The organism is Plebeiibacterium marinum, from assembly GCF_026013615.1.
Taxonomy (GTDB): domain Bacteria; phylum Bacteroidota; class Bacteroidia; order Bacteroidales; family Marinilabiliaceae; genus Saccharicrinis; species Saccharicrinis marinus_A.
The window spans coordinates 1-21,695 of the sequence record NZ_JAPDPI010000019.1; the positions used below are offsets into that span (position 1 = coordinate 1).

General features: G+C 37.1%; 25 protein-coding genes. 22 read left to right on the forward strand and 3 right to left on the reverse strand.

Features of this window, described 5'->3' with window-relative positions; genetic code table 11:
• Window positions 1-178 precede the first annotated feature (178 nt).
• From OM074_RS10365 to OM074_RS10375, 3 genes are all read right to left on the reverse strand, one after another.
• On the reverse strand, window positions 179-367 hold the full coding sequence (locus OM074_RS10365) for a hypothetical protein (protein WP_301199403.1): 189 nt from the start codon (window positions 365-367) through the stop codon (window positions 179-181).
• An 816-nt stretch (window positions 368-1,183) separates the two neighbouring features.
• Window positions 1,184-1,981: a DUF6048 family protein gene (locus OM074_RS10370; protein ID WP_301199404.1), complete on the reverse strand. Its 798-nt coding sequence runs from the start codon at window positions 1,979-1,981 to the stop codon at window positions 1,184-1,186.
• Entirely contained in the window at window positions 1,959-2,438 is a 480-nt protein-coding gene (locus OM074_RS10375; protein WP_301199405.1) for a DUF6452 family protein, read from the reverse strand. The genes OM074_RS10370 and OM074_RS10375 overlap by 23 nt, the downstream gene beginning before the upstream one ends.
• 354 nt (window positions 2,439-2,792) lie before the next feature.
• Between OM074_RS10375 and OM074_RS10380 the strand changes: the two genes are divergently transcribed.
• The 22 genes from OM074_RS10380 (at window position 2,793) to OM074_RS10485 (ending at window position 21,693) form a co-directional block, all read left to right on the forward strand.
• A complete protein-coding gene (locus OM074_RS10380; protein WP_301199406.1) occupies window positions 2,793-5,255 on the forward strand; it encodes a TonB-dependent receptor in 2,463 nt (820 codons plus the stop codon).
• Between the two features lie 27 nt (window positions 5,256-5,282).
• Entirely contained in the window at window positions 5,283-5,891 is a 609-nt protein-coding gene (gene pnuC / locus OM074_RS10385) for a nicotinamide riboside transporter PnuC (RefSeq protein ID WP_301199407.1), read from the forward strand.
• 2 nt (window positions 5,892-5,893) lie between these two features.
• Window positions 5,894-6,511, forward strand: coding sequence for a thiamine diphosphokinase (locus OM074_RS10390; RefSeq protein ID WP_301199408.1), 618 nt, complete (start codon window positions 5,894-5,896; stop codon window positions 6,509-6,511).
• Window positions 6,512-6,722: 211 nt separating this feature from the next.
• Window positions 6,723-7,658, forward strand: a complete 936-nt coding sequence (locus OM074_RS10395; RefSeq protein ID WP_301199409.1) for an alpha/beta hydrolase — start codon at window positions 6,723-6,725, stop codon at window positions 7,656-7,658.
• 139 nt (window positions 7,659-7,797) lie between these two features.
• Window positions 7,798-9,345 (forward strand): flexirubin biosynthesis tyrosine ammonia-lyase FlxA, encoded by a 1,548-nt coding sequence (gene flxA / locus OM074_RS10400; RefSeq protein ID WP_301199410.1) that lies wholly within the window; start codon window positions 7,798-7,800, stop codon window positions 9,343-9,345.
• 53 nt (window positions 9,346-9,398) lie between these two features.
• Entirely contained in the window at window positions 9,399-10,124 is a 726-nt protein-coding gene (flxB, locus tag OM074_RS10405) for a flexirubin biosynthesis SDR family reductase FlxB (RefSeq protein WP_301199411.1), read from the forward strand.
• A 15-nt stretch (window positions 10,125-10,139) separates the two neighbouring features.
• Window positions 10,140-11,366, forward strand: coding sequence for a beta-ketoacyl-[acyl-carrier-protein] synthase family protein (locus tag OM074_RS10410; RefSeq protein WP_301199412.1), 1,227 nt, complete (start codon window positions 10,140-10,142; stop codon window positions 11,364-11,366).
• Between the two features lie 8 nt (window positions 11,367-11,374).
• Window positions 11,375-11,614: an acyl carrier protein gene (locus OM074_RS10415; protein ID WP_301199413.1), complete on the forward strand. Its 240-nt coding sequence runs from the start codon at window positions 11,375-11,377 to the stop codon at window positions 11,612-11,614.
• Entirely contained in the window at window positions 11,614-12,513 is a 900-nt protein-coding gene (locus OM074_RS10420) for a lysophospholipid acyltransferase family protein (RefSeq protein WP_301199414.1), read from the forward strand. Before OM074_RS10415 ends, OM074_RS10420 begins: the two co-directional genes overlap by 1 nt.
• Window positions 12,513-13,580, forward strand: coding sequence for a methyltransferase (locus tag OM074_RS10425; RefSeq protein ID WP_301199415.1), 1,068 nt, complete (start codon window positions 12,513-12,515; stop codon window positions 13,578-13,580). The genes OM074_RS10420 and OM074_RS10425 overlap by 1 nt, the downstream gene beginning before the upstream one ends.
• 26 nt (window positions 13,581-13,606) lie before the next feature.
• Window positions 13,607-14,020: a hotdog family protein gene (locus tag OM074_RS10430; RefSeq protein ID WP_301199416.1), complete on the forward strand. Its 414-nt coding sequence runs from the start codon at window positions 13,607-13,609 to the stop codon at window positions 14,018-14,020.
• A gap of 146 nt (window positions 14,021-14,166) precedes the next feature.
• On the forward strand, window positions 14,167-14,817 hold the full coding sequence (locus OM074_RS10435; RefSeq protein ID WP_301199417.1) for a hypothetical protein: 651 nt from the start codon (window positions 14,167-14,169) through the stop codon (window positions 14,815-14,817).
• Window positions 14,818-14,820: 3 nt separating this feature from the next.
• Window positions 14,821-15,240 carry an acyl-CoA thioesterase gene (locus OM074_RS10440; RefSeq protein WP_301199418.1) on the forward strand — a complete coding sequence of 140 codons (420 nt, stop codon included), beginning with the start codon at window positions 14,821-14,823 and terminating at the stop codon, window positions 15,238-15,240.
• On the forward strand, window positions 15,240-16,358 hold the full coding sequence (locus OM074_RS10445; protein ID WP_301199419.1) for a beta-ketoacyl-[acyl-carrier-protein] synthase family protein: 1,119 nt from the start codon (window positions 15,240-15,242) through the stop codon (window positions 16,356-16,358). The genes OM074_RS10440 and OM074_RS10445 overlap by 1 nt, the downstream gene beginning before the upstream one ends.
• Window positions 16,351-16,899, forward strand: coding sequence for a hypothetical protein (locus tag OM074_RS10450; RefSeq protein WP_301199420.1), 549 nt, complete (start codon window positions 16,351-16,353; stop codon window positions 16,897-16,899). Before OM074_RS10445 ends, OM074_RS10450 begins: the two co-directional genes overlap by 8 nt.
• Before the next feature lie 20 nt (window positions 16,900-16,919).
• Entirely contained in the window at window positions 16,920-17,177 is a 258-nt protein-coding gene (locus OM074_RS10455; protein ID WP_301199421.1) for a phosphopantetheine-binding protein, read from the forward strand.
• Window positions 17,178-17,206: 29 nt separating this feature from the next.
• Entirely contained in the window at window positions 17,207-18,385 is a 1,179-nt protein-coding gene (locus tag OM074_RS10460) for a beta-ketoacyl-[acyl-carrier-protein] synthase family protein (protein ID WP_301199422.1), read from the forward strand.
• A gap of 1 nt (window position 18,386) precedes the next feature.
• Window positions 18,387-19,370: a beta-ketoacyl synthase chain length factor gene (locus OM074_RS10465; RefSeq protein ID WP_301199423.1), complete on the forward strand. Its 984-nt coding sequence runs from the start codon at window positions 18,387-18,389 to the stop codon at window positions 19,368-19,370.
• Between the two features lie 2 nt (window positions 19,371-19,372).
• Window positions 19,373-20,113 carry a polysaccharide deacetylase family protein gene (locus OM074_RS10470; protein WP_301199424.1) on the forward strand — a complete coding sequence of 247 codons (741 nt, stop codon included), beginning with the start codon at window positions 19,373-19,375 and terminating at the stop codon, window positions 20,111-20,113.
• A 30-nt stretch (window positions 20,114-20,143) separates the two neighbouring features.
• Window positions 20,144-20,776: a flexirubin biosynthesis/transport protein LolA2 gene (lolA2, locus tag OM074_RS10475; protein WP_301199425.1), complete on the forward strand. Its 633-nt coding sequence runs from the start codon at window positions 20,144-20,146 to the stop codon at window positions 20,774-20,776.
• On the forward strand, window positions 20,739-21,326 hold the full coding sequence (locus OM074_RS10480; protein WP_301199426.1) for a hypothetical protein: 588 nt from the start codon (window positions 20,739-20,741) through the stop codon (window positions 21,324-21,326). Before lolA2 ends, OM074_RS10480 begins: the two co-directional genes overlap by 38 nt.
• A gap of 1 nt (window position 21,327) precedes the next feature.
• The gene (locus OM074_RS10485; RefSeq protein ID WP_301199427.1) at window positions 21,328-21,693 is read left to right on the forward strand and encodes an ApeI family dehydratase; all 366 of its coding nucleotides are present in this window, start codon (window positions 21,328-21,330) and stop codon (window positions 21,691-21,693) included.
• Window positions 21,694-21,695: the final 2 nt, after the last annotated feature.

Sequence of the window (21,695 nt, forward strand, 5' to 3'; positions counted from 1 at the left end):
ATGTGCTTAATCAGGTGCAGCTCTTTGATTCGGACAATTTCCTCAAACTTGGCTATGTCACTTGATTTAGGTTTACGGAATTTACTATTAAGGCATATACCTCCAATAATTCCAATAGTTAAGGCCAAGGTTGGCAACAATAATTTACTCTTCATAGTAAAAGTGGTTTTAATTTTTGTTATTTGATATATCCACTATCTGTTTTATTATAAATACAATATTTTTCAAAAATACGTAACTCACTGATATAGGTATTGCTGCAACTTGCAGCAAGGTTTCCCCAACCAGGGAAAGTCCCCTGCAATCTGTAGCAAAGATTCCCCAACTGTAAAAACCAACTGCCAATTTTTCTGATAATTGTAATCATTCGTTAACTCATTTATAAAACCTTTACTTACATAAAATAGCATTGAAATATTTATCATACTACAAGGTTTTGACCTATTGTATATTTTTATTTGCATCGTTTTAGAATGCGATGCAATCGCCCATTAGCGGGGGGCATTAAAATCACTGGCAATCGCACTTTTCAACCATTATTTGCCCAACCGGAAGGAAGCGGCTACCCTTTTTATCCATCAAAATGTTATATTTTGCACGAGAATCGGTCTTTAAAACCATTAAAAACACACAGTTCTATTAACAATCGGTCTTTTAAATCATCAAAATCATATACAGCTATTTAAAATCGATGTATCAAATGGTTAATTCCCTATAGTTCAATCAATAATGTACTATGTAAATCACAAAAAACATATGTTTTTTGTGAAAAAGTATGTTTTTGACGGAAAAAATCGAGCCTCTCCATTGGAAATCGCCCCAAATAACCATTTTTATGCAAAAAAAGCCCTGGGCAACATTATATTTATGCATTTTAATGGTATATATTAAAGGATACAAACCATTCTGATGGTTTTTTACCCTAATTTCCCATGACCATGCTATTTATAATGGTCAAAATGATACATTTCCCTCAGCGAGATCCTTTTTTATCCGTTAAAAAGCAGTATATTTTTTGATATGGATGATTTTGACGGTCAGAATGATGCATTTCCATTGACGAGATTCATATTTAACGGTCAAAACCATGTGTTTTATAGAGTGTTGGCATGGTTGTGCATAAAAATGCAAAAAACAATTGTTTAAAAAGGTTTTGGCGCACTAGTCTTGCAGCGGCTGTGTATTACTGCCCCCTTTTTTTATTGCCCCATGGAATCTGGTATTCCACAACATATGAAAAACCAAGGCTAATATTATTGCTGCCCCTTCCAAATCCCGGAATCCTATATGGCTCCATCACTTTGGAGTTATTTGATGCCAGTTTGGTTTTTAACCTCACATACAGGTTTAAATACAGGTTGTTAAATAATTCAGTTCTTAAGCCACTTACAAGTTCTAACCAGTGGGTTGTAACTGAGTAGGTAGAAATGGAAGTTGTATAATATCCCCAGTGGTCGTCTGAAATAGTGATTTGATCAGCACCATGTTCTTGTGTGGCAAATCCATACCTGAATCCAAATAAAATATTGTCATTGTTGTTTTCTTCTTCAACAACAAATATGTCGTAGTCGAACCCAACCCGGCCATAAATACCTGTCGATTCGTAAGAATAGGGCTTGCCGTCCTTTGGTGGGGTGTTGGTTGATTCGTCTTCAAATGAAACACTCTCAAATCCTAAAGAGCCGGCCAAAAACATTCTTTTTTTATAGTTTGTTTTTAAATTGGCTTCAAAGGCAATTCTGTCGTTATCTAAAACCGGAACCAAAAACCTGCTCACATCAACCCCAATCGACAATCCCCTTTCTTTGTCGGGGTATGGCAGTTTTTTCTTTTTCTTTTTAGGAGTGCCCTCTTGCTGGTTGTCCTGTTGGTTTTGACCATAACTTTGCTGGTTAGATCGTGTTTGGTTTGTATAGTTTTGGGCGCATAGAGCAGCGGTAAAACCAATAAACAGTATATTAATAAAGAAAAATCTTAACATTCTCAGTGCTTTCGTTGTACTTAATTGAGGTATAATCTATAGCAACAGAATCTATAAAAGAGATGTCTGTATAAATAACGGTATCTAATTCAAAACTAAAAACAAATCCACATTCCTCAGAAACAAAGCTCAGTTCTTTGGAATGTATAAAAGTGATGGTGTCTTTTTGGTTTAGGATCTTCACCAGATATTTGGTAGTGTCACTGGCCATTGATAAAGGTAAAAAGCTATTGGATAGCGACTCCGAGTTATATAGCGTATCGTTTTCCAAAATAATGCCATCGCCGGGTAAGCTGATAAAGGAAACATCACTAACCGTAGAGTCGTTACCGGTTTCAGCTGAGTAAAACCCTGCCTGAACTGATTGTTGGTTCGAAAGACAAAAGTCATCGCTTTCGTTACAGGCTATAACCAAAACTATTATTGCTAAAAATAAGGTCTTTATGATGATCTTCATATATAAAGGAGTTCTTAAATTTTTGACTTTGCAATATTAGCAAAAATAGAACCATTCATCATGTTGTATATGGGTTTTATTTTTGGAGAATGGGGATATTGTGATAAAGCTTTGGTTAAACATGATAAATTAGTTGGTACTATTTTCATCAAATCCTATTATCTTTGCATTTTGAAATATTGGGGTGCCTTAACAAATCGGGCTGAGATCATACCCTTTTATCAACGATGGCGGTTGGTAATGAACCTGATCCGGATAATGCCGGCGTAGGAAACTTGTGAATTAACTCTTCACCTTTTGATCTTTATGAATACCTCATTTTAATTAATATTTAATTTTTAACTATTTATTTAAATGATTAAGAAGATGGTAAACTTTTTATTTAAAAGAGTTTTGGTTGTTTGTGGTTTACTGTGGTTTGGATCCGGGATTTTTGCACAGTTTACTATAAGCGGAAGAGTGACGGATAAAAAAGGGAATAGCTTGCCTGGTGCTACAGTTGCTGTTAAAGATTCCTACCAGGGAACGGTAACAAATTCATCCGGATATTATCAGATAAGCAATCTGAAAAAAGGAGATTATGTATTTGTGGTTTCGTACCTGGGTTATGAATCTGTTCAAAAAAGTATTGAGGTCAGCGAATCTATATCCTGTGATTTTACATTGGAGTCCTCGTCTATTTTTACCGATGAGGTAATCGTTTCTTCAACACGAGCAGGGAGCCGAACGCCGGTTGCCGTTACAAATATTTCACAGGGGGATTTGGTAAAGGAAAATACAGGGATGGATATTCCCTATCAGCTGAGCCTGACCCCTTCACTGGTGGAATCTTCAGAGGCCGGTAATGGCATTGGATATTCTGCTTTAAGAATCAGGGGTACGGATGCTTCTCGGATTAATGTTACTATAAACGGGATACCTTTAAATGACTCTGAGTCTCAAGGTGTATTCTGGGTAAATATGCCCGATTTTTCTTCCTCAGTAGACAATATACAAATACAACGGGGGGTTGGAACTTCAACAAACGGGGCTGCGGCTTTTGGTGCTACCATTAATTTTCAAACGGAAAAGGTAAACAGGGAGGCCTATGCTGAGGTGCAAAGCGTGGTAGGTTCGTTCCATACTTATAGAAACACTTTGAAAGCCGGGACAGGGATTATAGATGGAAAGTATAGTTTTGATGCCCGTATCTCAAAGCTCAAATCTGATGGTTATGTGGATAGGGCCTTTTCTGATCATGAGTCGTTTTTTGTTAGTGGTACATACTTTTTAAACGGGGGGATGATAAAAGCTAACCTTATTAATGGTGATCAGGAAACCGGAATCAGTTGGTGGGGTAATCCCGGATATGATATCGCAGGAAAGGTTACTGACCGCACTTATAATCCGGCAGGGGAATATCTCAATAAAAATAGGGAAGTAAAATATTATCCCAACCAAACAGATAACTACAAGCAAACGCATTATCAGTTGTTTTATTCGCAGGTATTGTCGCCTTATATTAATGTAAATACAGCGCTTCATTATACCCAGGGACATGGTTATTTTGAACAGTTTCAGGATGATGATAATGTTTATCATGATACGGATTATAGTTACTATGGGCTTGATAACCCAATTGTGGATGGAGTTGAAGTGGAAAAGACGGATTTGACCCGCCAAAAATGGCTCGAAAATGATTTTTATGGTTTTACATCTTCTGTTAATTATAAAAGGGACAAGGTGGAAGCCACCCTTGGGGGTGCATGGAACAGGTATAAAGGCGATCATTTTGGAAATATCCTTTGGGCACAGTCTGGAGGTGTAGATAATGGGTATCAATGGTATTTTAACGATAGTGAAAAAACAGATTATAATATTTATGGCAAGGTTAATTATTATTTAACCGACAAGCTGAATGTTTATGGTGATATGCAATACCGTCATATCGATTATGAAATGGATGGGATTGATGATGACCGTCTGGATTTGATACAAAAGCATCATTTTAATTTTTTCAATCCAAAGTTTGGGGTTTTCTATAAACTTAACAGCAGGCAGGATGTTTACACTTCCTTCTCGGTAGCCCAAAGGGAGCCTACCCGTACAAACTTTAAGGATGCAAAAGCTGATCCGGCATCTTATCCGGTGGCGGAAACTTTATATGATTATGAGCTGGGGTATAATTATTCATCGGCAAAAGTAAAAGCTGGGATAAATATGTATTATATGTATTATCGCGACCAGCTTGTTCCAACCGGGGAGAAGAATAGTGTTGGTTACGATATTATGACCAATGTGGATGAGAGCTATAGAGCCGGTATTGAACTTGTTTGGGGTGTTAGGTTGCTCAAAAACCTGAAATGGGATGCCAACTTTACTTTAAGCCAAAATAAAATAAAAGACTTTGTGGAATATGCCACTTATTACGATGCCGACTGGAATAAAGAATTCAAAGGGAAGAGTTTGGGATCTACAGATATAAGTTATTCTCCGGGTGAAGTGGGAAGTAGTATTGTTTCCTGGGATGCATTTAAGGGTTTTGATGTTAGTTTTGTTAGTAAATATGTGGGTAGCCAATATTTCGATAATTCATCCAGCAATAATCTTAAACTGGATGCCTATCATGTGCATAATGTTCGGGTTCATTACTCGTTGGATCCTGTGTTGTTTAAAGAAATGTCTTTTTATGTGCAGGTAAACAATGTTTTTAATGAGAAATATGAAAACAATGCTTATGGTGGGAAATGGTACGAACAGGGAGAGGAACTAATATGGAAGTATTATTACCCACAGGCTGGAACTAATTTTTTATGTGGGGTAAATCTTAAGTTTTAATCCTGTAATTTTTAGAATAGGAAAATAATGGAATGGATTGTCAGTAATATAGTTGAGATTATCGGAACGGTTTCGGGGCTGTTGTATCTTTATCTTGAAATAAAGCAGAATAAATGGTTGTGGCCAGTAGGTATCTTAACATCGGTAATGTACATTTTTGTGTTTTATACATCAAAGTTTTATGCAGATATGTCGTTGCAGTTTTATTACGTACTCATAAGTGTATACGGATGGATTTTATGGTCGAGGGGAAAATCATCAGATCAAAATGAAGAGTTGCAGGTGAGGAGTGTAACCAGGCCCTTATTCATGGGGCTGGTTCTTTGCAGCCTGGTTATTTATTTGGGAATATCCTATGTGCTTGTTGAGTTTACAGATAGTCCGTTGCCTTATTGGGATGCCTTTACAACGGCATTGAGTATTGTTGCTACCTGGATGCTGGCCAAAAAAATATTGGAACAGTGGATTGTTTGGGTCATTGTTAATGTGGTATCCCTGGCGTTATATATTTATAAAGGACTGTATCCAACATCAGTATTATTTTTCTTTTATGCAGCATTATCTGTTGTAGGATATCTTCAGTGGAGAAAAGATTTGGTGGTAGTGAAGCTGGATATGGCAGAGAAAAAATTGTAATCATGAAGAAAAAGGCGGTTGTATTGGCCAATGGTGCCTTCCCAACTCATCATATACCTTTGGCTGAGCTTGAAAATGCCGATTTGATTGTTTGCTGCGATGGGGCAGTAAATAAACTGGATGCAGCAGGTTTTATGGCCGATATAATTGTGGGAGATCTTGATTCGGTACAAGGTCATTTGAAGGAAAAATATACTGGCAAGATGTTTCATAGCAGCGATCAGGAAACAAATGATTTAACTAAAGCTGTTAACTGGTGCATCAATCATGAAATAGCTGAAGTGGTTATTTTAGGGGCTACAGGATTGCGCGATGACCATATGATAGGCAATGTGTTTTTGTTGCCAACTTATGTCGGCCATATCGCGGTGAGCATGTTGACTGATCATGGAGTTTTTACCCCAATAGTGGCCTCTGAGCAATTTAACAGTTATGTGGGGCAGCAGGTTTCGTTGTTTTCATCGCATCCGGATGTAATAATAACTACCGAAAACTTAAAATATCCTGTAAAGAACCAGAAGTTTAGCATGTTGTGGCAGGGTACCTTAAATGAGTCAACTAGCAATTGCTTTACTTTAAATATAGAAGGTGGTTGTTTAATTGTATTTCAAAAATATTGATCCCGATAAAATTTAGAATGATTTTATATTTGCCTGGATACAGGATGTAAATATTCGCTTTCGCTGAATTAGTCGGGGTTCTGATATAGTTATACTAAAGGCTTTTATATATAGCAAGATACTCCAGTTAAAGGTTGACGTATTTTATGTCAACCTTTTTCTTTCGTTTATGTTATAGTTATAAACATTAATCGTAAAAGGAGGAGTAGGCATGAAACGGGTTTTGATTTCTTTGTTGTTTGCAATTGCAGTTGTAGGGTATCTAAGAGCGTTTAATAAAGAGGTGTATTTTGTTTCCAGTGCTTATATCAACTTTGACCAAAATTCAGAGGCTATTTCTAATGTTATTGACACAAGCGGAAAGCTTTCCTTATATAAAGTGGAAAGAATCAAAGACTCTTTACAAGTTGCAAAAGCCAATTTGGGAGGTATGCTAATGGATTATAAATCATCAGATGTTCGGGATGTGTTGTTTTATGTTCATGGTTATGGCAAAGAGCTTGTTGATGTTTATGAAAGAGCCTTGTCGATTGAGGAAACCTATGATGTGGCAGTGGTGTTTTTTTATTGGCCTTTTAAAAATTCAAAAGGAAAACCTTCAAATTTAATGCAAGCCAAAAGAAAAATTGAATCCAGTATACCTTCGTTTAAAGCATTTGTTGGGTTAGCAGCTGAAGTAAGGAGATCCGGAGAGTTTGGAAATGTTTCCTTGTTGGCACATAGCCTCGGAAATTACTTTCTGGAAATCTATTCGGAGGAGGATAACTCTGATTTTTATACTTTCGACAACCTAATTTTGAACAGTGCGGCTGTAAACGATAAAAAGCATAGTGAATGGCTTAATAAAATAGATATTCAAAGACGTATTTATGTTTTGTATAACAAGCATGATTTTTTGCTAAAAGGTCTGCAGTTTTTTACACGGGCCAGACGCCAATTGGGTAATAGCGTAAGCCATGTTGCATTGCCATCAGTGAATTATATTGATATGTCGCCTTTAGTAAAGTTTCAGTTTCCAATAGGTAATACACATTCTTATTTTACAGGAGAAGTGCCGGATAATACAGAACAGGTTAGGGGGATCTATTCAACATTAATCAAAGGAAAACCCATTGGCGATTATGCGTATTTTTCTGTAAAACAATGAAATATTCGACCTTTATTTAAAGTTATTCTAAATAATGTAGTGGTTCGGGTTAATTTTTTATAATATATTTATTTATACCTAGATTTTGTTTTCTTTGCATTTTGATAAAAAACAACCTTAAGTGTGTAATATTTAAATTATGATTGACCTTAGTGCTGAGAAAGACCTCACCATTGAAGTGGTTGAGGGTATACTATTTGGGAATCAAGAAATTAAGATAGATTCGAAAACAAAACAAAAAGTAAAACAAAGTTACGAATTCCTTAAAGGATTTGCCGAAAATAAAGTTATATATGGAATCAATACCGGATTGGGTCCTATGGCTCAATATCGTATTGATGATGACAAATTGGTAGACTTACAATATAACCTTATTAGAAGCCATTCTGCCGGAGCGGGACAAAAAATTCCTGACGTTTACGCCAAGGCTTCTATGTTGGTTCGCATGAGAGCCATTATGCAAGGTTTTTCAGGAATTCACCCATCTTGTCTTGAACTACTCGAAACTCTTATTAATGCAGATGTATATCCATTTTTGCCAGAACACGGTGGTGTTGGTGCAAGTGGTGATTTAGTGCAGTTGGCTCATCTGGCCCTGGTGTTGATTGGTGAAGGTCACGTTACTTACAAAGGTGAATTCAGATTGACCAAAGAAGTTTTTAAAGAGCTTAATATCAAGCCTATTGAAGTAAAGTTGCGTGAGGGGCTTTCTTTAATAAATGGCACTTCGGTTATGACAGGGGTTGGTTTGGTTAATGTAATCAAGGCAAAGCAGTTGTTAAACTGGTCGCTAATGGCTTCCGTTATGCTGAATGAGATTGTGATGTCGTTTGATGATCACTTCTCGGTAATTCTGAACTCTGTTAAAAAGCATGAAGGGCAAAACAAAATAGCAGAATCAATGCGACTGTTGTTAAAGGATAGTGAGTTGATTGCCCGTCGTGAAGATCACTTTTTTTCAGGAAATGTGGATGAAAGGATCTTTAAACGAAAAGTACAAGAATATTACTCGTTAAGATGTGTTCCTCAGATATTAGGGCCTGTTTATGAGGCTGTTGAGTCGGCCATTAAAGTAGTGGTAAATGAAGCTAACTCAGTGAGCGATAATCCGATTGTTGATGTTGAAAACGAAAATGTATATCACGGTGGTAATTTCCATGGCGACTATGTATCCTTGGAAATGGATAAGCTGAAGCTTGCCGTTACCAGGGTTTCAATGTTGTCTGAGCGCCAAACAGCTTTCTTGTTCAATAGCAAAATCAACGAGATTTTACCTCCATTTGTAAATCTGGGTGTGCTGGGCTTAAATCTTGGTATGCAGGGTGTTCAGTTTACAGCAACATCAACAACAGCCGAAAACCAGACTCTTTCAAATTCAATGTATGTTCATAGCATCACCACTAACAACGACAACCAGGATATTGTTAGTATGGGAACCAACAGTGCGTTGTTAACTAAAAAGGTTATTGATAATGCCTATCAGGTACAAGCTATTGAGATGATGGCTTTGATTCAGGCAGTTGATTATCTAGATGCGTCATCTAAGCTATCTACCTCTACAAAGAAAGTATATGATGAATTAAGAAATATTGTTCCAAAGTTTGTGGAAGATACTCCATTTTACGAGGAAATCGCCAATGTGGTAGATTATTTATTTAATAACAATGTAGAAATTCCTAAAGAGTAGGTTTGGGAATATTTCAAATTGCCTTAATTATTAAAAGTAAATAAAAGACACATATGAAATACGCATTGGTAACAGGAGGATCCAGAGGAATTGGGAAAGCCATTTCTTGTCATTTGGCTCAACAAGGTTTTTATGTCCTTATTAATTATAGATCGGCACATGAAGAAGCTCAAAAAGTAAAAGCTGAAATTGAGCAGGAGGGTGGACAAGCCGAATTGCTTCCTTTTGATGTATCCGATCCTCAAAAAGTTGAAGAAGTTTTGGGAGGATGGATGAAGCAAAACGATAAATACATTGATGTATTGGTAAATAATGCAGGTATTACCAGCGATAACCTGATGGTTTTCATGAGTAATGAGGAATGGAATAAGGTTATTTCAACGAACCAAAACAGCTTTTTCTTTGTTACACGTCAGGTATTGGAAGGGATGATCGTGAGTAAGTGGGGACGCATCATAAACCTTGTTTCCCTTTCAGGACAAAAAGGCCATCCCGGACAGGTGAATTATTCTGCTTCTAAAGGTGCTGTAATGGCTGCTACCAAATCATTGGCAATGGAAGTGGGTAAAAAGAAAGTAACAGTGAATTGTGTTGCCCCCGGGTTTATTAAAACCGAGATGACAGAAAATATCAGTGAGAAGGACTGGAAACGTCATATTCCATTGAACCGCTTTGGAAAAGCTGAAGAGGTAGCCAGTGTGGTTGGATTTCTGGCATCTGAAGGCGCTGCATATATTACAGGAGAAACGATTGCCGTAAATGGTGGAATGTATAGCTAAACAGACTTTAAAAAAATGGAAAGAAGAGTTGTAATTTCAGGAATGGGGATCTATTCTGTACTAGGTAAAAATTTAGAAGAAGTTACCTCATCATTATATAAGGGTAAGTCAGGAATTGGTTTGGATCTAAAGCGTAAAGAGCTTGGCTTCCGTTCCATGCTTACAGGTGTTTTAGAGCGACCAAATCTTAAGAAACTATTAAATCGTCGTCAAAGAGTTGGTATTCCTGAGCAAGGAGAGTATGCCTATATGGCTACTTTAGAGGCTTTTGAGAATGCTAAAATTGACATGGATTTCCTGGAAAAGAACGAAGTGGGAATCCTGTATGGGAATGATAGTTCTTCAATCCCTGTGATTGAATCGATTGACAGGGTTCGTGAAACAAAAGATACAACATTGTTAGGCTCGGGTTCTATTTTTCAGAGCATGAACTCAACTATTACCATGAACCTTTCTGTAATTTTCAAACTCAAAGGAATCAACTTCACCATCAGTGGGGCTTGTGCCAGTAGTTCACACGCTGTTGGGATGGCTTATTTCCTGATTAAACATGGTTACCAGGATATTGTTTTATGTGGTGGAGGCCAGGAGATCAATCCGGAATCCATGGGAAGTTTTGATGGCTTGTCTGCATTTTCGGTTCGCCATGATGCCCCACAGCAAGCATCCCGACCATTTGACCGGGACAGGGATGGATTGATCCCTAGTGGAGGAGGCGCTTCTTTGGTGGTAGAAAGCCTTGAGTCAGCTTTGAATAGAGGGGCTGATATTGTTGCAGAAATCAAAGGGTATGGTTTTTCTTCAAACGGCGACCATATCTCAGTGCCCAATGAAATCGGGCCAACTATTTCGTTAGAACGTTGTTTGAAAGATGCCAAAATGGCTGCTAAGGAAATTGATTATGTCAATGCACATGCAACTTCTACGCCGGTAGGTGACAGTATGGAAGGCAAAGCCCTGGGTAAATTGTTCAGCGATCTGCAAACACCAATCAGTTCAACCAAGTCGATGACTGGGCATGAAATGTGGATGGGAGGAGCCAGTGAGTTGATTTATAGTTCGCTGATGATGCATAATTCTTTTATTGCACCAAATATCAATTTCGAAAACCCTGATGAGGTTTCTGCAAAATTGAATATCATAAATAAAACAACTGAAAAAGAGTTGGATACTATCCTTTCGAATTCCTTTGGATTTGGGGGTACTAACTCAACTATCATTTTGTCAAAATATAGAAAATAAATATAGAAATGGAAAGAAGCAAGATTAAGGAAATCGTTGTAGAGTTTTTAATTGACGAGTTTGAAATAGATGAAGAAGTGATCACAGATGATGCTCATTTAATTGATGACCTTGGATTAGAAAGTCTTGATTTTGTGGATATAGTTGTCATCATTGAGAAGGAGTTCGGGTTTAAAGTGAAGCGTGAAGAAATGAAAGATATCCGCGTATTAAATGACCTATACAATTATATTGAAAGTAATATATAATGGCTAAATGGACAGGCAAATCAAAAGGAACGCCATTGGGTTATAGAATTTTTATTGGCTTAATAAAAATTGATATCCGGATGGCATACATGCTCCTTAAGCCTGTTTCATTCTTTTATCTGTTGTTTTCTGATAAAAAATCCATTAGTTACTTTTATAGGGTAAGATTGGGGTATGGCAAGCTTAAAACCATAGTCAGCATTTATAAAAACTATGTGTTTTTAGGCAAAGTGCTTATCGACAAAATTGCAATCCTTTCAGGCCAAAAGGATAAGTTTACTTTTAATTTTGAAGGTGAAGAATATCTGCATCAGATTGTAAAAGATCAAAAGGGAGGCTTGTTGCTTGGAGCCCACATGGGCAACTGGGAAGTAGCCGGAGAACTTTTAGAAAGAGTTGATTCTGTTATCAACATACTTATGGTTGAAGCAGAACATGATAAGCTAAAAGATGTTTTGCATGAGGCCATTGGCGATAAAAAAGTAAATATAATACCAATTAAGGACGACATGTCGCATATTTTTGGTGTTATAGATGCCTTTAAAAGAAAGGAAATTGTTGCCATGCATGGCGATAGGTTTGTGGAAGGAAACCAAACAGTGAAAATCCCTTTTTTAGGCGAGTTGGCTGAGTTTCCGATTGGGCCTATGGTTTTGGCGAGCAAATATTCCATACCCATTACTTTTGTTTTTAGTGTAAAAGAAACCAATACCCATTATCATTTCTTTGCTACTAAAGGAAAAGTTTATCCAAAAGAAAGAAAACCTGCTTTGCGGGATGAGTCAATAAAAGTAATGTTAACCGATTATGTGAATCGTTTGCAGGATGTGGTAGAGCAATTTCCTTTGCAATGGTTCAATTATCACCCATTTTGGGAAAACGAAAAAAATAAATCCTAATGTCTGTTACCTACGGAAAAGATAACAAAACTGCCCTTCAGGCAAAGTACGATGCACAAAAGATTGCATTCGCCCCAATTATGTTCCAGGCAGCCCTTTCGCTGCGAAATCTTGGAATCCTTGAATTAATCAAGAAGAAGAGAAATGGTATAACTATCGAAGATATTGCTTCAGAACTGGATTTGTCTGTTTACGGAGTAAAAGTTTTGTTAGAAGCCGGATTGAGTATGGAATTAGTTACTGTGGAGGATGATATTTATAAAATCACCAAAACAGGTTGGTATATTCAATGTGATGAACTTACCCGTGTTAACATGGATTTTACCCAGGATGTTAACTACGAAGGTATGTTTACGTTAGAGGATTCAATTAAGGAAGGTAAACCGACAGGCTTAAAGGTGTTTGGCGAGTGGCCAACTGTTTACGAAGGTTTGGCTCACCTACCTGAGAAAGTAAAGGAAAGCTGGTTTGCTTTCGACCACTATTATTCTGATTATGCATTTCCTGAAATTATGCCTTTGGTATTTAAAAACAATCCAAAGCAGATTTTGGACGTTGGTGGAAATACCGGAAAGTTTTCTATCCAATGTGCGAAGTATAACGAAGAGGTTAAGGTAACCATTCTTGATTTACCCGGACAGCTGAACGTAGCCAGAAAAAATATTGAAGAGAACGGCTTTAGCGATAGGGTTGATGGGCATCCAATCAACTTATTGGATCATTCTAACCCATTCCCTAAAGGTGCTGATATTATCTGGATGAGCCAGTTTCTGGATTGTTTTTCTCAGGAGGATATCTTACAGTTATTAACCCGTTCGTACAACGCACTGGATGAAAACGGAAGAGTATATATCCTTGAAACTTATTGGGATGATCAGGAATTTGAAGCGTCAACTTATAGTTTGCATGCTACTTCATTGTATTTTACCAATATAGCAAATGGATGCAGTCAGATGTACCATACAGAAGATATGCTGAAGTTAGTGGAAAAGGCTGGTCTTGAAGTTGAAGAAACAGTTCAGAATATTGGAGTTAGCCATACACTATTGATCTGTAAAAAGAAGTAAGTTTTAATCCATATCAATTATTAGCCATGCAGTGGAGCATTGAAGAATTAATACCCCAAAGACCTCCCTTTGTTTTTGTAGATAAAGTGTTGGATTTTTCAGAAACGGAAGTCAGAACATCTTTTGAAATAAAAGAGGACGCAACTTTGGTTTTTGATGGGAGACTGCAAGAGGCCGGATTAATTGAAAATATTGCCCAAACGGCTGCAGCCCTCGAAGGGTGTAATGCCAAAAGTAATGATTGTGAGGTAAAGGTTGGGTTTATTGGTTCTGTAAAACAACTGGAGATTGTAAAATCACCTGAGGTTGGAGAGGTGCTGGAGACACAAGTGAAGATTTTAACCAATGCAATGGGGGTGAACGTAGCAGAAGGAATTGTGAAGAGCTCTGATGTAATGGTTGCCAAATGTGTGCTTAATATCTTTTTGAAAGAAGATTAAAGGATAAGAGGTCGTTCGTTTTTAGATATCAGATATAGGATAGATTTAATTTTATTGATGATGGGTCGTAATACATACGATGTAAGTCAATCTAATGTATGAAAATACAAGACCTGTTTACTTTAAATAACCTAAAAAAATAAATTATGGAAGCCATCAAAAGGATAATGCCAGTTCTGTTTGTTTGTGCCATGTTTATTAATGGAAGGGCTCAAACAACCAAAGACCTTTTTACCGAAAACAATTACCAATATGTGTGGTTGGGGGTAGATTATTCAAAAGTAAAGCTTATTGGAGATTTTTATGCCGTTAATATGGGTGCTGAAAATCCCAAAAACTTTATTAAAGATAGATATTTTAAAGCCTGGAATGATTTGATTAAGTATGAACGGCAAAAATTCAGTGTCGAAAAAATGCTTAGAAAATCATCGGTTACTTATGACTTGAGGATGATGGAGGCTGTTAATAAAACAGGTTCATACGAAAGCCTGGAGGCAGAAACCGGAGTCAATCTGAGTGCTGATGTACTTTCGCAAATACTTTCGGGTTATCAAATAGATTATACTGATGGTATTGGAATTGTTATTGTTGCCGAATATATGGATAAAGCCTATGTGCAAGCTTCGTATGTTTTGGAGATATTTAACATTGCTACCAGGGAAAAGTTAATTGAAGAAAGGTTTATTACTAAACCGGTAGGTTTTGGTGTGAGAAATTACTGGGCAGGTTCTTTATATTATATTTTTAAAGAGGTGACCGGAAAACGTTACAAAGCCTGGAAAAAACAATATAAGTAGAAAGTGAAAGAATTAGTCAATATAACCAACGTAAAGGTCCGTTTTAGCGAGGTGGATTCCATGCATATTGTATGGCATGGCAACTATGTTAAGTTTCTGGAAGACGGAAGGGAGGCTTTTGGTAAGCAATATGGATTGGGCTATTATGACGTTTACGAAGAAGGTTATATGACACCCATTGTAAAAGTGGATATCGATTACAAAAACCAGGTTCGGTATGGCGAAGAACTTCAGGTGAAAACCATATTCGAAAGTGTTGATGCAGCCAAAATACGTTTCAGATATGAAATTTCTAAAGTAGCTGATAGTGTTATTGTTGCAAAAGGAACTACAATTCAGGTGTTTTTAGATACTGAGGGCGAGTTGCAATTGACAAACCCCCCGTTTTATCTAACCTGGAAAGAAAAATGGGGAGTGCTGTAATGATTATAGTTGGAGCAAATAATATTATTTCACCGCTGGGATGGACCAGCGAGGAAAATTATAAAAACGTAATTGCCGGTAAAAGTGGGATCTCAATTCAGGATAATACTGAACTCTCAGATGCTGCTTTCCCTGTGGCTTTAATTGATAATAATATTCTTGCCACTGCCTTGGATGCTAATATGGATATTAAGGGATATTCCAGGTTGGAACAACTTTCTATCTTATCTTTAAAAGAAGTGGTTTCCTCAGTTGATGTAAAGTCTCCTGAAACGGGGTTTATTTTCAGTACTACCAAAGGGAATGTAGAATACCTTAATAGTGATGCTGGCAATCAGGGATTATATTTAGCCCATACTGCTCAGAATATTGCAGATTACTTCGGATTTGTTAGTACTCCTTATGTTATTTCAAATGCATGTATCTCCGGAGTGGCAGCATTGGTTACGGCTAAGCGATTGATAAGTTCGGGTATATACAATAATGTGGTTATTCTGGGAGCAGATATCTTATCAAAATTTGTGGTCTCCGGTTTTCAGAGTTTTCAGTCGTTAAGTGCTGAGCCTTGTAAACCATACGATGCCAACCGTGATGGATTATCATTGGGAGAAGCTGTCGCTTCTGTTGTTATTTCAAAGACAGATGGGCAAGTAAAAAATGGTGCTGTTGAATTGGTGAATGGGGCCATTAGCAACGATGCCAATCATATTTCGGGACCCTCAAGAACCGGAGAAGGCTTGTTCAGGGCTATTCAACAGACCTTAAAGGATGGAGGAAATGTAGATGTTATTTCATCGCATGGAACGGCCACGCCATATAATGACGATATGGAATCACATGCCATCAGCAGGTCCGGGTTTTCAGAAGTTCCTGTAAGTGGGCTAAAAGGATATTTTGGCCATACCCTTGGAGCGGCGGGAGTACTCGAATCAATTATTTCCATATGTGGATTAAAAGAAAATAAAATAATTGCAACCAAAGGTTTGCAGCAACAAGGGGTAGTGGAGCCAATAACTGTGGCAACTGAAAATATTACTGCACCAATTAGAGGGCTGCTAAAATTAATGTCGGGTTTTGGTGGATGTAATGCTGCCGTATACTTTAAAAAACATGAGTAAAGTAATTAAGGAGCTGATAATTGAACAAGGTTTGGTTCAGCTAAATGGTGAAACGTTTTTTAAAGGGGATACCAATGAAACAGTGACGTTTCTTAAGTCATTGTATAAGCATATTGGTTTAAAATACGGTAAGTTTTTCAAAATGGATAGCCTGTGTAAACTGGGATTCCTGGCTACAGAAATATTATTGGATGGCGTAGAAGACATCAAAACAGAGACTGATGAAGTTGCCCTGGTTTTTGCCAATGCTTCTTCTTCGCTAAACACCGATGTTAATTATCAAAATAGTATTGCAGAAATACCTAGTCCTGCAGTGTTTGTGTATACCTTGCCCAATATAGTTATCGGAGAAATTAGCATCCGGCATAAGTTTTATGGCGAGCATATGTTTTTTATACAAGAAAAGTATAATAAGGAAGAGCTGTTGAAATATACCGACAGCCTTTTTGCCGAAACGCAAACAAAATTTGCCGTTGTGGGATGGCTTGAAATGGGTATGAATAATGAATATAGTGCACAACTTATGTTGTGTTCCAAATAATTGAATAAACTAAAAATGTTATGAGCGAATTAAAAGAAGAATTAAAAGCAAAATTAATAGAGCAGTTGAACCTTGAGGATTTTGAAGTTTCTGATATCGAGGATAATGATCCTTTATTTGCAGATGAAGGTTTGGCCTTGGATTCAATTGATGCATTGGAGATTATCGTTTTGCTTGAAAAAGAATACGGAATTAAATTAGATGATCCTAAAAAGGGAAAAGACATCATGCAGTCAGTTCAGACTCTTGCTGACTTCATTGAAAAAAATAGAAAATAATTAGTTAGTCGGGGAAATACGAATAATCTATGTCGGATAACATTGCAGTAACCGGTTTTGGTGTTATTTGTTCCATTGGGACCAATGCCCAGGAGTGCTTTGAATCACTTGTGAATAAGCGTACCGGAATTGATAATATCAAATATCTGGAGACAGTTCATAAAGATGCTTTTAAGCTTGGTGAAGTGAAGCGTAGTAACGAGGAATTGGCAGAAATGCTTGGCTTGACTTCTATTGAGGGGGTTAGCCGTACTACATTGTTAGCTATGGTTGCAGCCAAAGAAGCCCAGGAACTTGCCATACAAAACAACGGAACGAAATCCAGAACAGGGATTGTTTCTTCAACTACGGTTGGAGGCATGGATGTTACCGAACAAAATTATCTGAAGAAAACAAAGGATTATTCGTATTTGTATTCCCACCCCTGTGGTGATTCAACAAAAAAAGTGGCAGAGTTGATTAGTGCCACCGATTATTATACAACTTTGAATACAGCCTGTTCTTCAGGAACCAATGCTTTGATACATGGTGTACGGTTGTTAAAATATAAGGTGCTCGACAGGGTTATTGTGGGTGGGGTTGATGCCTTAACCATGTTTACCCTGAATGGCTTTAATTCACTTAAAATATTAGATCAGGATTTTTGTAAGCCCTTTGATGCCGGGCGCAAAGGATTAAACCTTGCGGAAGGTGCCGGTTATGTGGTATTGGAAAGAGCTGATGAGGTTGACAAATCATATTGTAAGGTGAGTGGCTTTGCCAATGCCAATGATGCATACCATCAAACGGCTTCTTCACCAGATGGGGAAGGGGCTTATCTATCTATGAATGAAGCATTGGACATGAGTGGGCTGAATCCGGAGCAGATTGATTATATCAATGTTCATGGCACGGGAACTGATAACAATGACCTTTCCGAAGGAACTGCCATCAACCGTATTTTTGGAATTGGGAAAGTACCTCCGTTTTCATCAACAAAATCGTATACAGGTCATACTTTGGCTGCTGCTGCAGGTATCGAAGCTGTATTTTCTGTCATGTCAATAGTTAATAATGTGATTTACCCCAACTTAAATTTTAAAACCCCGATTGAAGGATTAAACATGGTTCCCAACACTGAGGTTTTAAAGGATAAGGCGGTGAAACATGTATTGTCAAATTCTTTTGGGTTTGGAGGAAACAACTCAACCGTGATTTTTTCTGAATAGTATGGATATCTATATTAAGTCATCAGATGCTATAAGTGCTCAATTGAGTTTTGAGAAGGGGCTTCCTGAATATTTTGAATCTGGGGAAGAATCTTTTTACAATTGTGTTAAGCCGGAATATAAAAAGTATATAAGCCCAAAATTGCTTCGCCGGATGAGTCCTATTATCCGTAATGGAGTAGCATGTAGCCTTTCGGTATTAAAGCAGGCCGGAATTGAACAGCCGGATGCCATTGTGGTAGGAACCGCTTTGGGATGCCTCAGGGATACAACTAGCTTTTTAACTCAGCTGATCGAGGAAAAGGAAGAACTTCCCAATCCTACGCATTTTATTCAGTCAACTCACAATACCATTGCCGGACAAATTGCCTTGTTGCTAAAGTGCCATAATTACAATTTTACTTTTTCACAAATGCACAATTCATTTGAAACAGCATTGCTCGATGCTCAGATGTTGATATTGGATGGAAAAGCAAGCAATGTATTGGTTGGGGGAGTAGATGAAATGTCGGAAACTACTTATGATTTGATTAAAGGGCTGGATTGTTATAAAGGTACAAAGCCAGGTGAAGGAGCCGGCTTTTTTGTATTGAGCAGAGAAGAATCAGTAGTTAAGTTTGAAGGTGTCCGGATTATTAACTCAGATAAGGTGGATTTTGAGAAAGAATTAAAGGACATGGGCCTGGAGCTTGATGAAGTAGATTTGGTGATCGGGGGAAACAACCAGGAAGATGAAGCAGGATATATGGATTTTTGTTCGGTTATTGGCAATAAACCATATTTGTGGTATAAACCTTTTGTGGGTGAATATGGAACCGCATCGTCTTTTGCCATGTGGATGGCATGTAAGGTAATTGAGGAACAGAAGGTTCCGGAGTGCTGGATGAAAAACCGAATTGCTTCCGAAAAGTATAACAAAGTGTTGATATACAATAAGGTTGGAAATGAGCATAGCCTCATGTTAATGACTAAAAACAAGGTGTAATTATGAGGTTTTGGATTCTGTCAGCAATTTATTCAGGGATGCTTACAGGCATCTTTTTTGTTGATGCAGGTATCCAGAATTTATGGGTTCCGGTAGCTCTTATTACGGTTGTTTATTCAATCATTGTAGTGCTGGGAGTTTCAATCATCAGGTTAAACCTATTTATAAAATCATTATCCAGTTTTAAAACATCAGAGAATGAAATTGCATTAACCTTTGATGATGGTCCGGACAATGAACTTACCCTGAAAGTGCTCGATCTGCTAAAGGAATATAAGGCCAAAGCAACTTTTTTTTGCATTGGAAATAAAGTTGAAGACAATGAACCTATTTTGAAAAGGATGCTGGCAGAAGGGCATTCCATCGGGAATCATACCTGGGAACATGCTAACTCATTTCCTTGGTGGAGTGTTAAAAGGATTACGGATTCAATTGCCAAAACCGACAATGCCTTGAAAGCTATTGGTATTGAAAAATGTACTATTTTTCGTCCTCCTTTTGGAGTGACTAACAATTTGATAGCAGCAGCAATAAAAAGGAGTAATAAAAAGTGTGTAGGATGGAGTATCCGGACAAAAGATACATGTAAAAGTATAGAAGAGGTTGTTGATAAGGTAAAACGAAATATTAAGCCTGGTGATATTGTTTTGTTGCACGACACCAATAAAAACATCCTGACAGAGTTAAAAGAAATATTAGATTTTTGTAACCAAAAGGGTTTAAAATCAGTTGCTATAAATTGATATACAAACAATAGGGTAATTATACGAAATATGATAAAAAAGCTGATTTTTGGAATATTGATATTTGTTGTGGCAGTTCAATTGTCTGCACAAGAAAATGGTACGACTATTAGTGTAGATAAGCTCCAGCAGATAATGAAGACTAAAACAGCCGGAGTAAATACCATAAGCTGTGACTTTATTCAGGATAAGCACATGGAATATCTTGAAACAGTTATTACTTCAAAAGGGAAACTGTTTTTTGATAAAAGCAACCGTCTGCGTTGGGAATATAAAGAACCATTTGAATATTTGATTACCATTAACAATGGCAAGTTCACTATTAAAACAGATGGTGAAACCAGCAATTATGATATTGAATCAAATCAAATGTTTTCAAAAGTTAGCGAATTGATTATTAGTTCGGTAAACGGAACCATTTTTACTGATGAAAATTTCAATGTTAAAGCATACGAAAGGGATACCCAATATCATATTTTTTTAGAACCTAAAGTTGCCGAGTTAAAAGAGGTTTTAAATAAGATAGAGATGCTGATTGCCAAAAAGGATTTTTCTGTGGATAGGGTAATCATGTTTGAAATGGATGATAATTATACTGAGATTAATTTTATCAACAAAAAGTTCAATGAAAATTTACCTGACCATATTTTTTCTGCTAAGTAACCTTTTATGCCATTCAATAAATATTTCAAAAGAGGGGCAAAGTACGTCAAGTGAGATTGAACAGCCGCTGTTAAGGGGACATAAAACTGCATTGTATAAGGCTAAGATGCAGGTGTTTGGCAAAGTATTTTCCGGATTGGTGTTGTTTAAATACAATCAATCCCAAAAGGATTATAATATCGTTCTGCTTACAGAGGTTGGAATTACTTTATGCGAATTTTATTGTGTTGATAATAACATAGTTGTTAAAAAGGCCAGTAGCCTGTTTCAAAGTAAAATGGCACAAAAAACACTCTCCGAGGATTTTAGTTACCTGATATATAATGTGGGAAAGGTAAAAAAGGTAGCTAATGGGAAGTATAAAAATTTGCAAAAAATACGATATACCTTAGATGTGGATGGTGAATTAGAACAAATCCGCAAAAGAAGGCTTATCAATGGGGTCATTGTTAACCTTGAGGATTATAGTAAAGGTGTACCCTCGGGCATACATTTTAAACACCGTGGAATTAAGTTTGATATGAAACTATCTCTTTTAAAAGTTAGCTGATATGTTGTTAAATGATTTTTTTACATACAAAGTGATTGATAAGGCAGAGGGAGTATGGACTCTTGAATTAACATTCAATGCCAGCCATGATATTTATAAGGGACATTTCCCCGGATTGCCTGTTACACCAGGTATATGCCAGGTGCAAATGGTGCAGGAGATTATTAGCAACGAACTTAACGAAGCGTATCGTTTAAAGAGTGCCAGGGATATAAAATTCCTGAATTTTATTGATCCTTCAAAAACTCCAGGGCTACAATTGCAACTCACAATAAAACAGAAGGAGGAAGAAACCCTTGCTGTTAGTGCGCTTATGAAAAATGATGAGGTGAATTTTTTGAAGATGAGATCAGTTTTTAGTAAGTAACG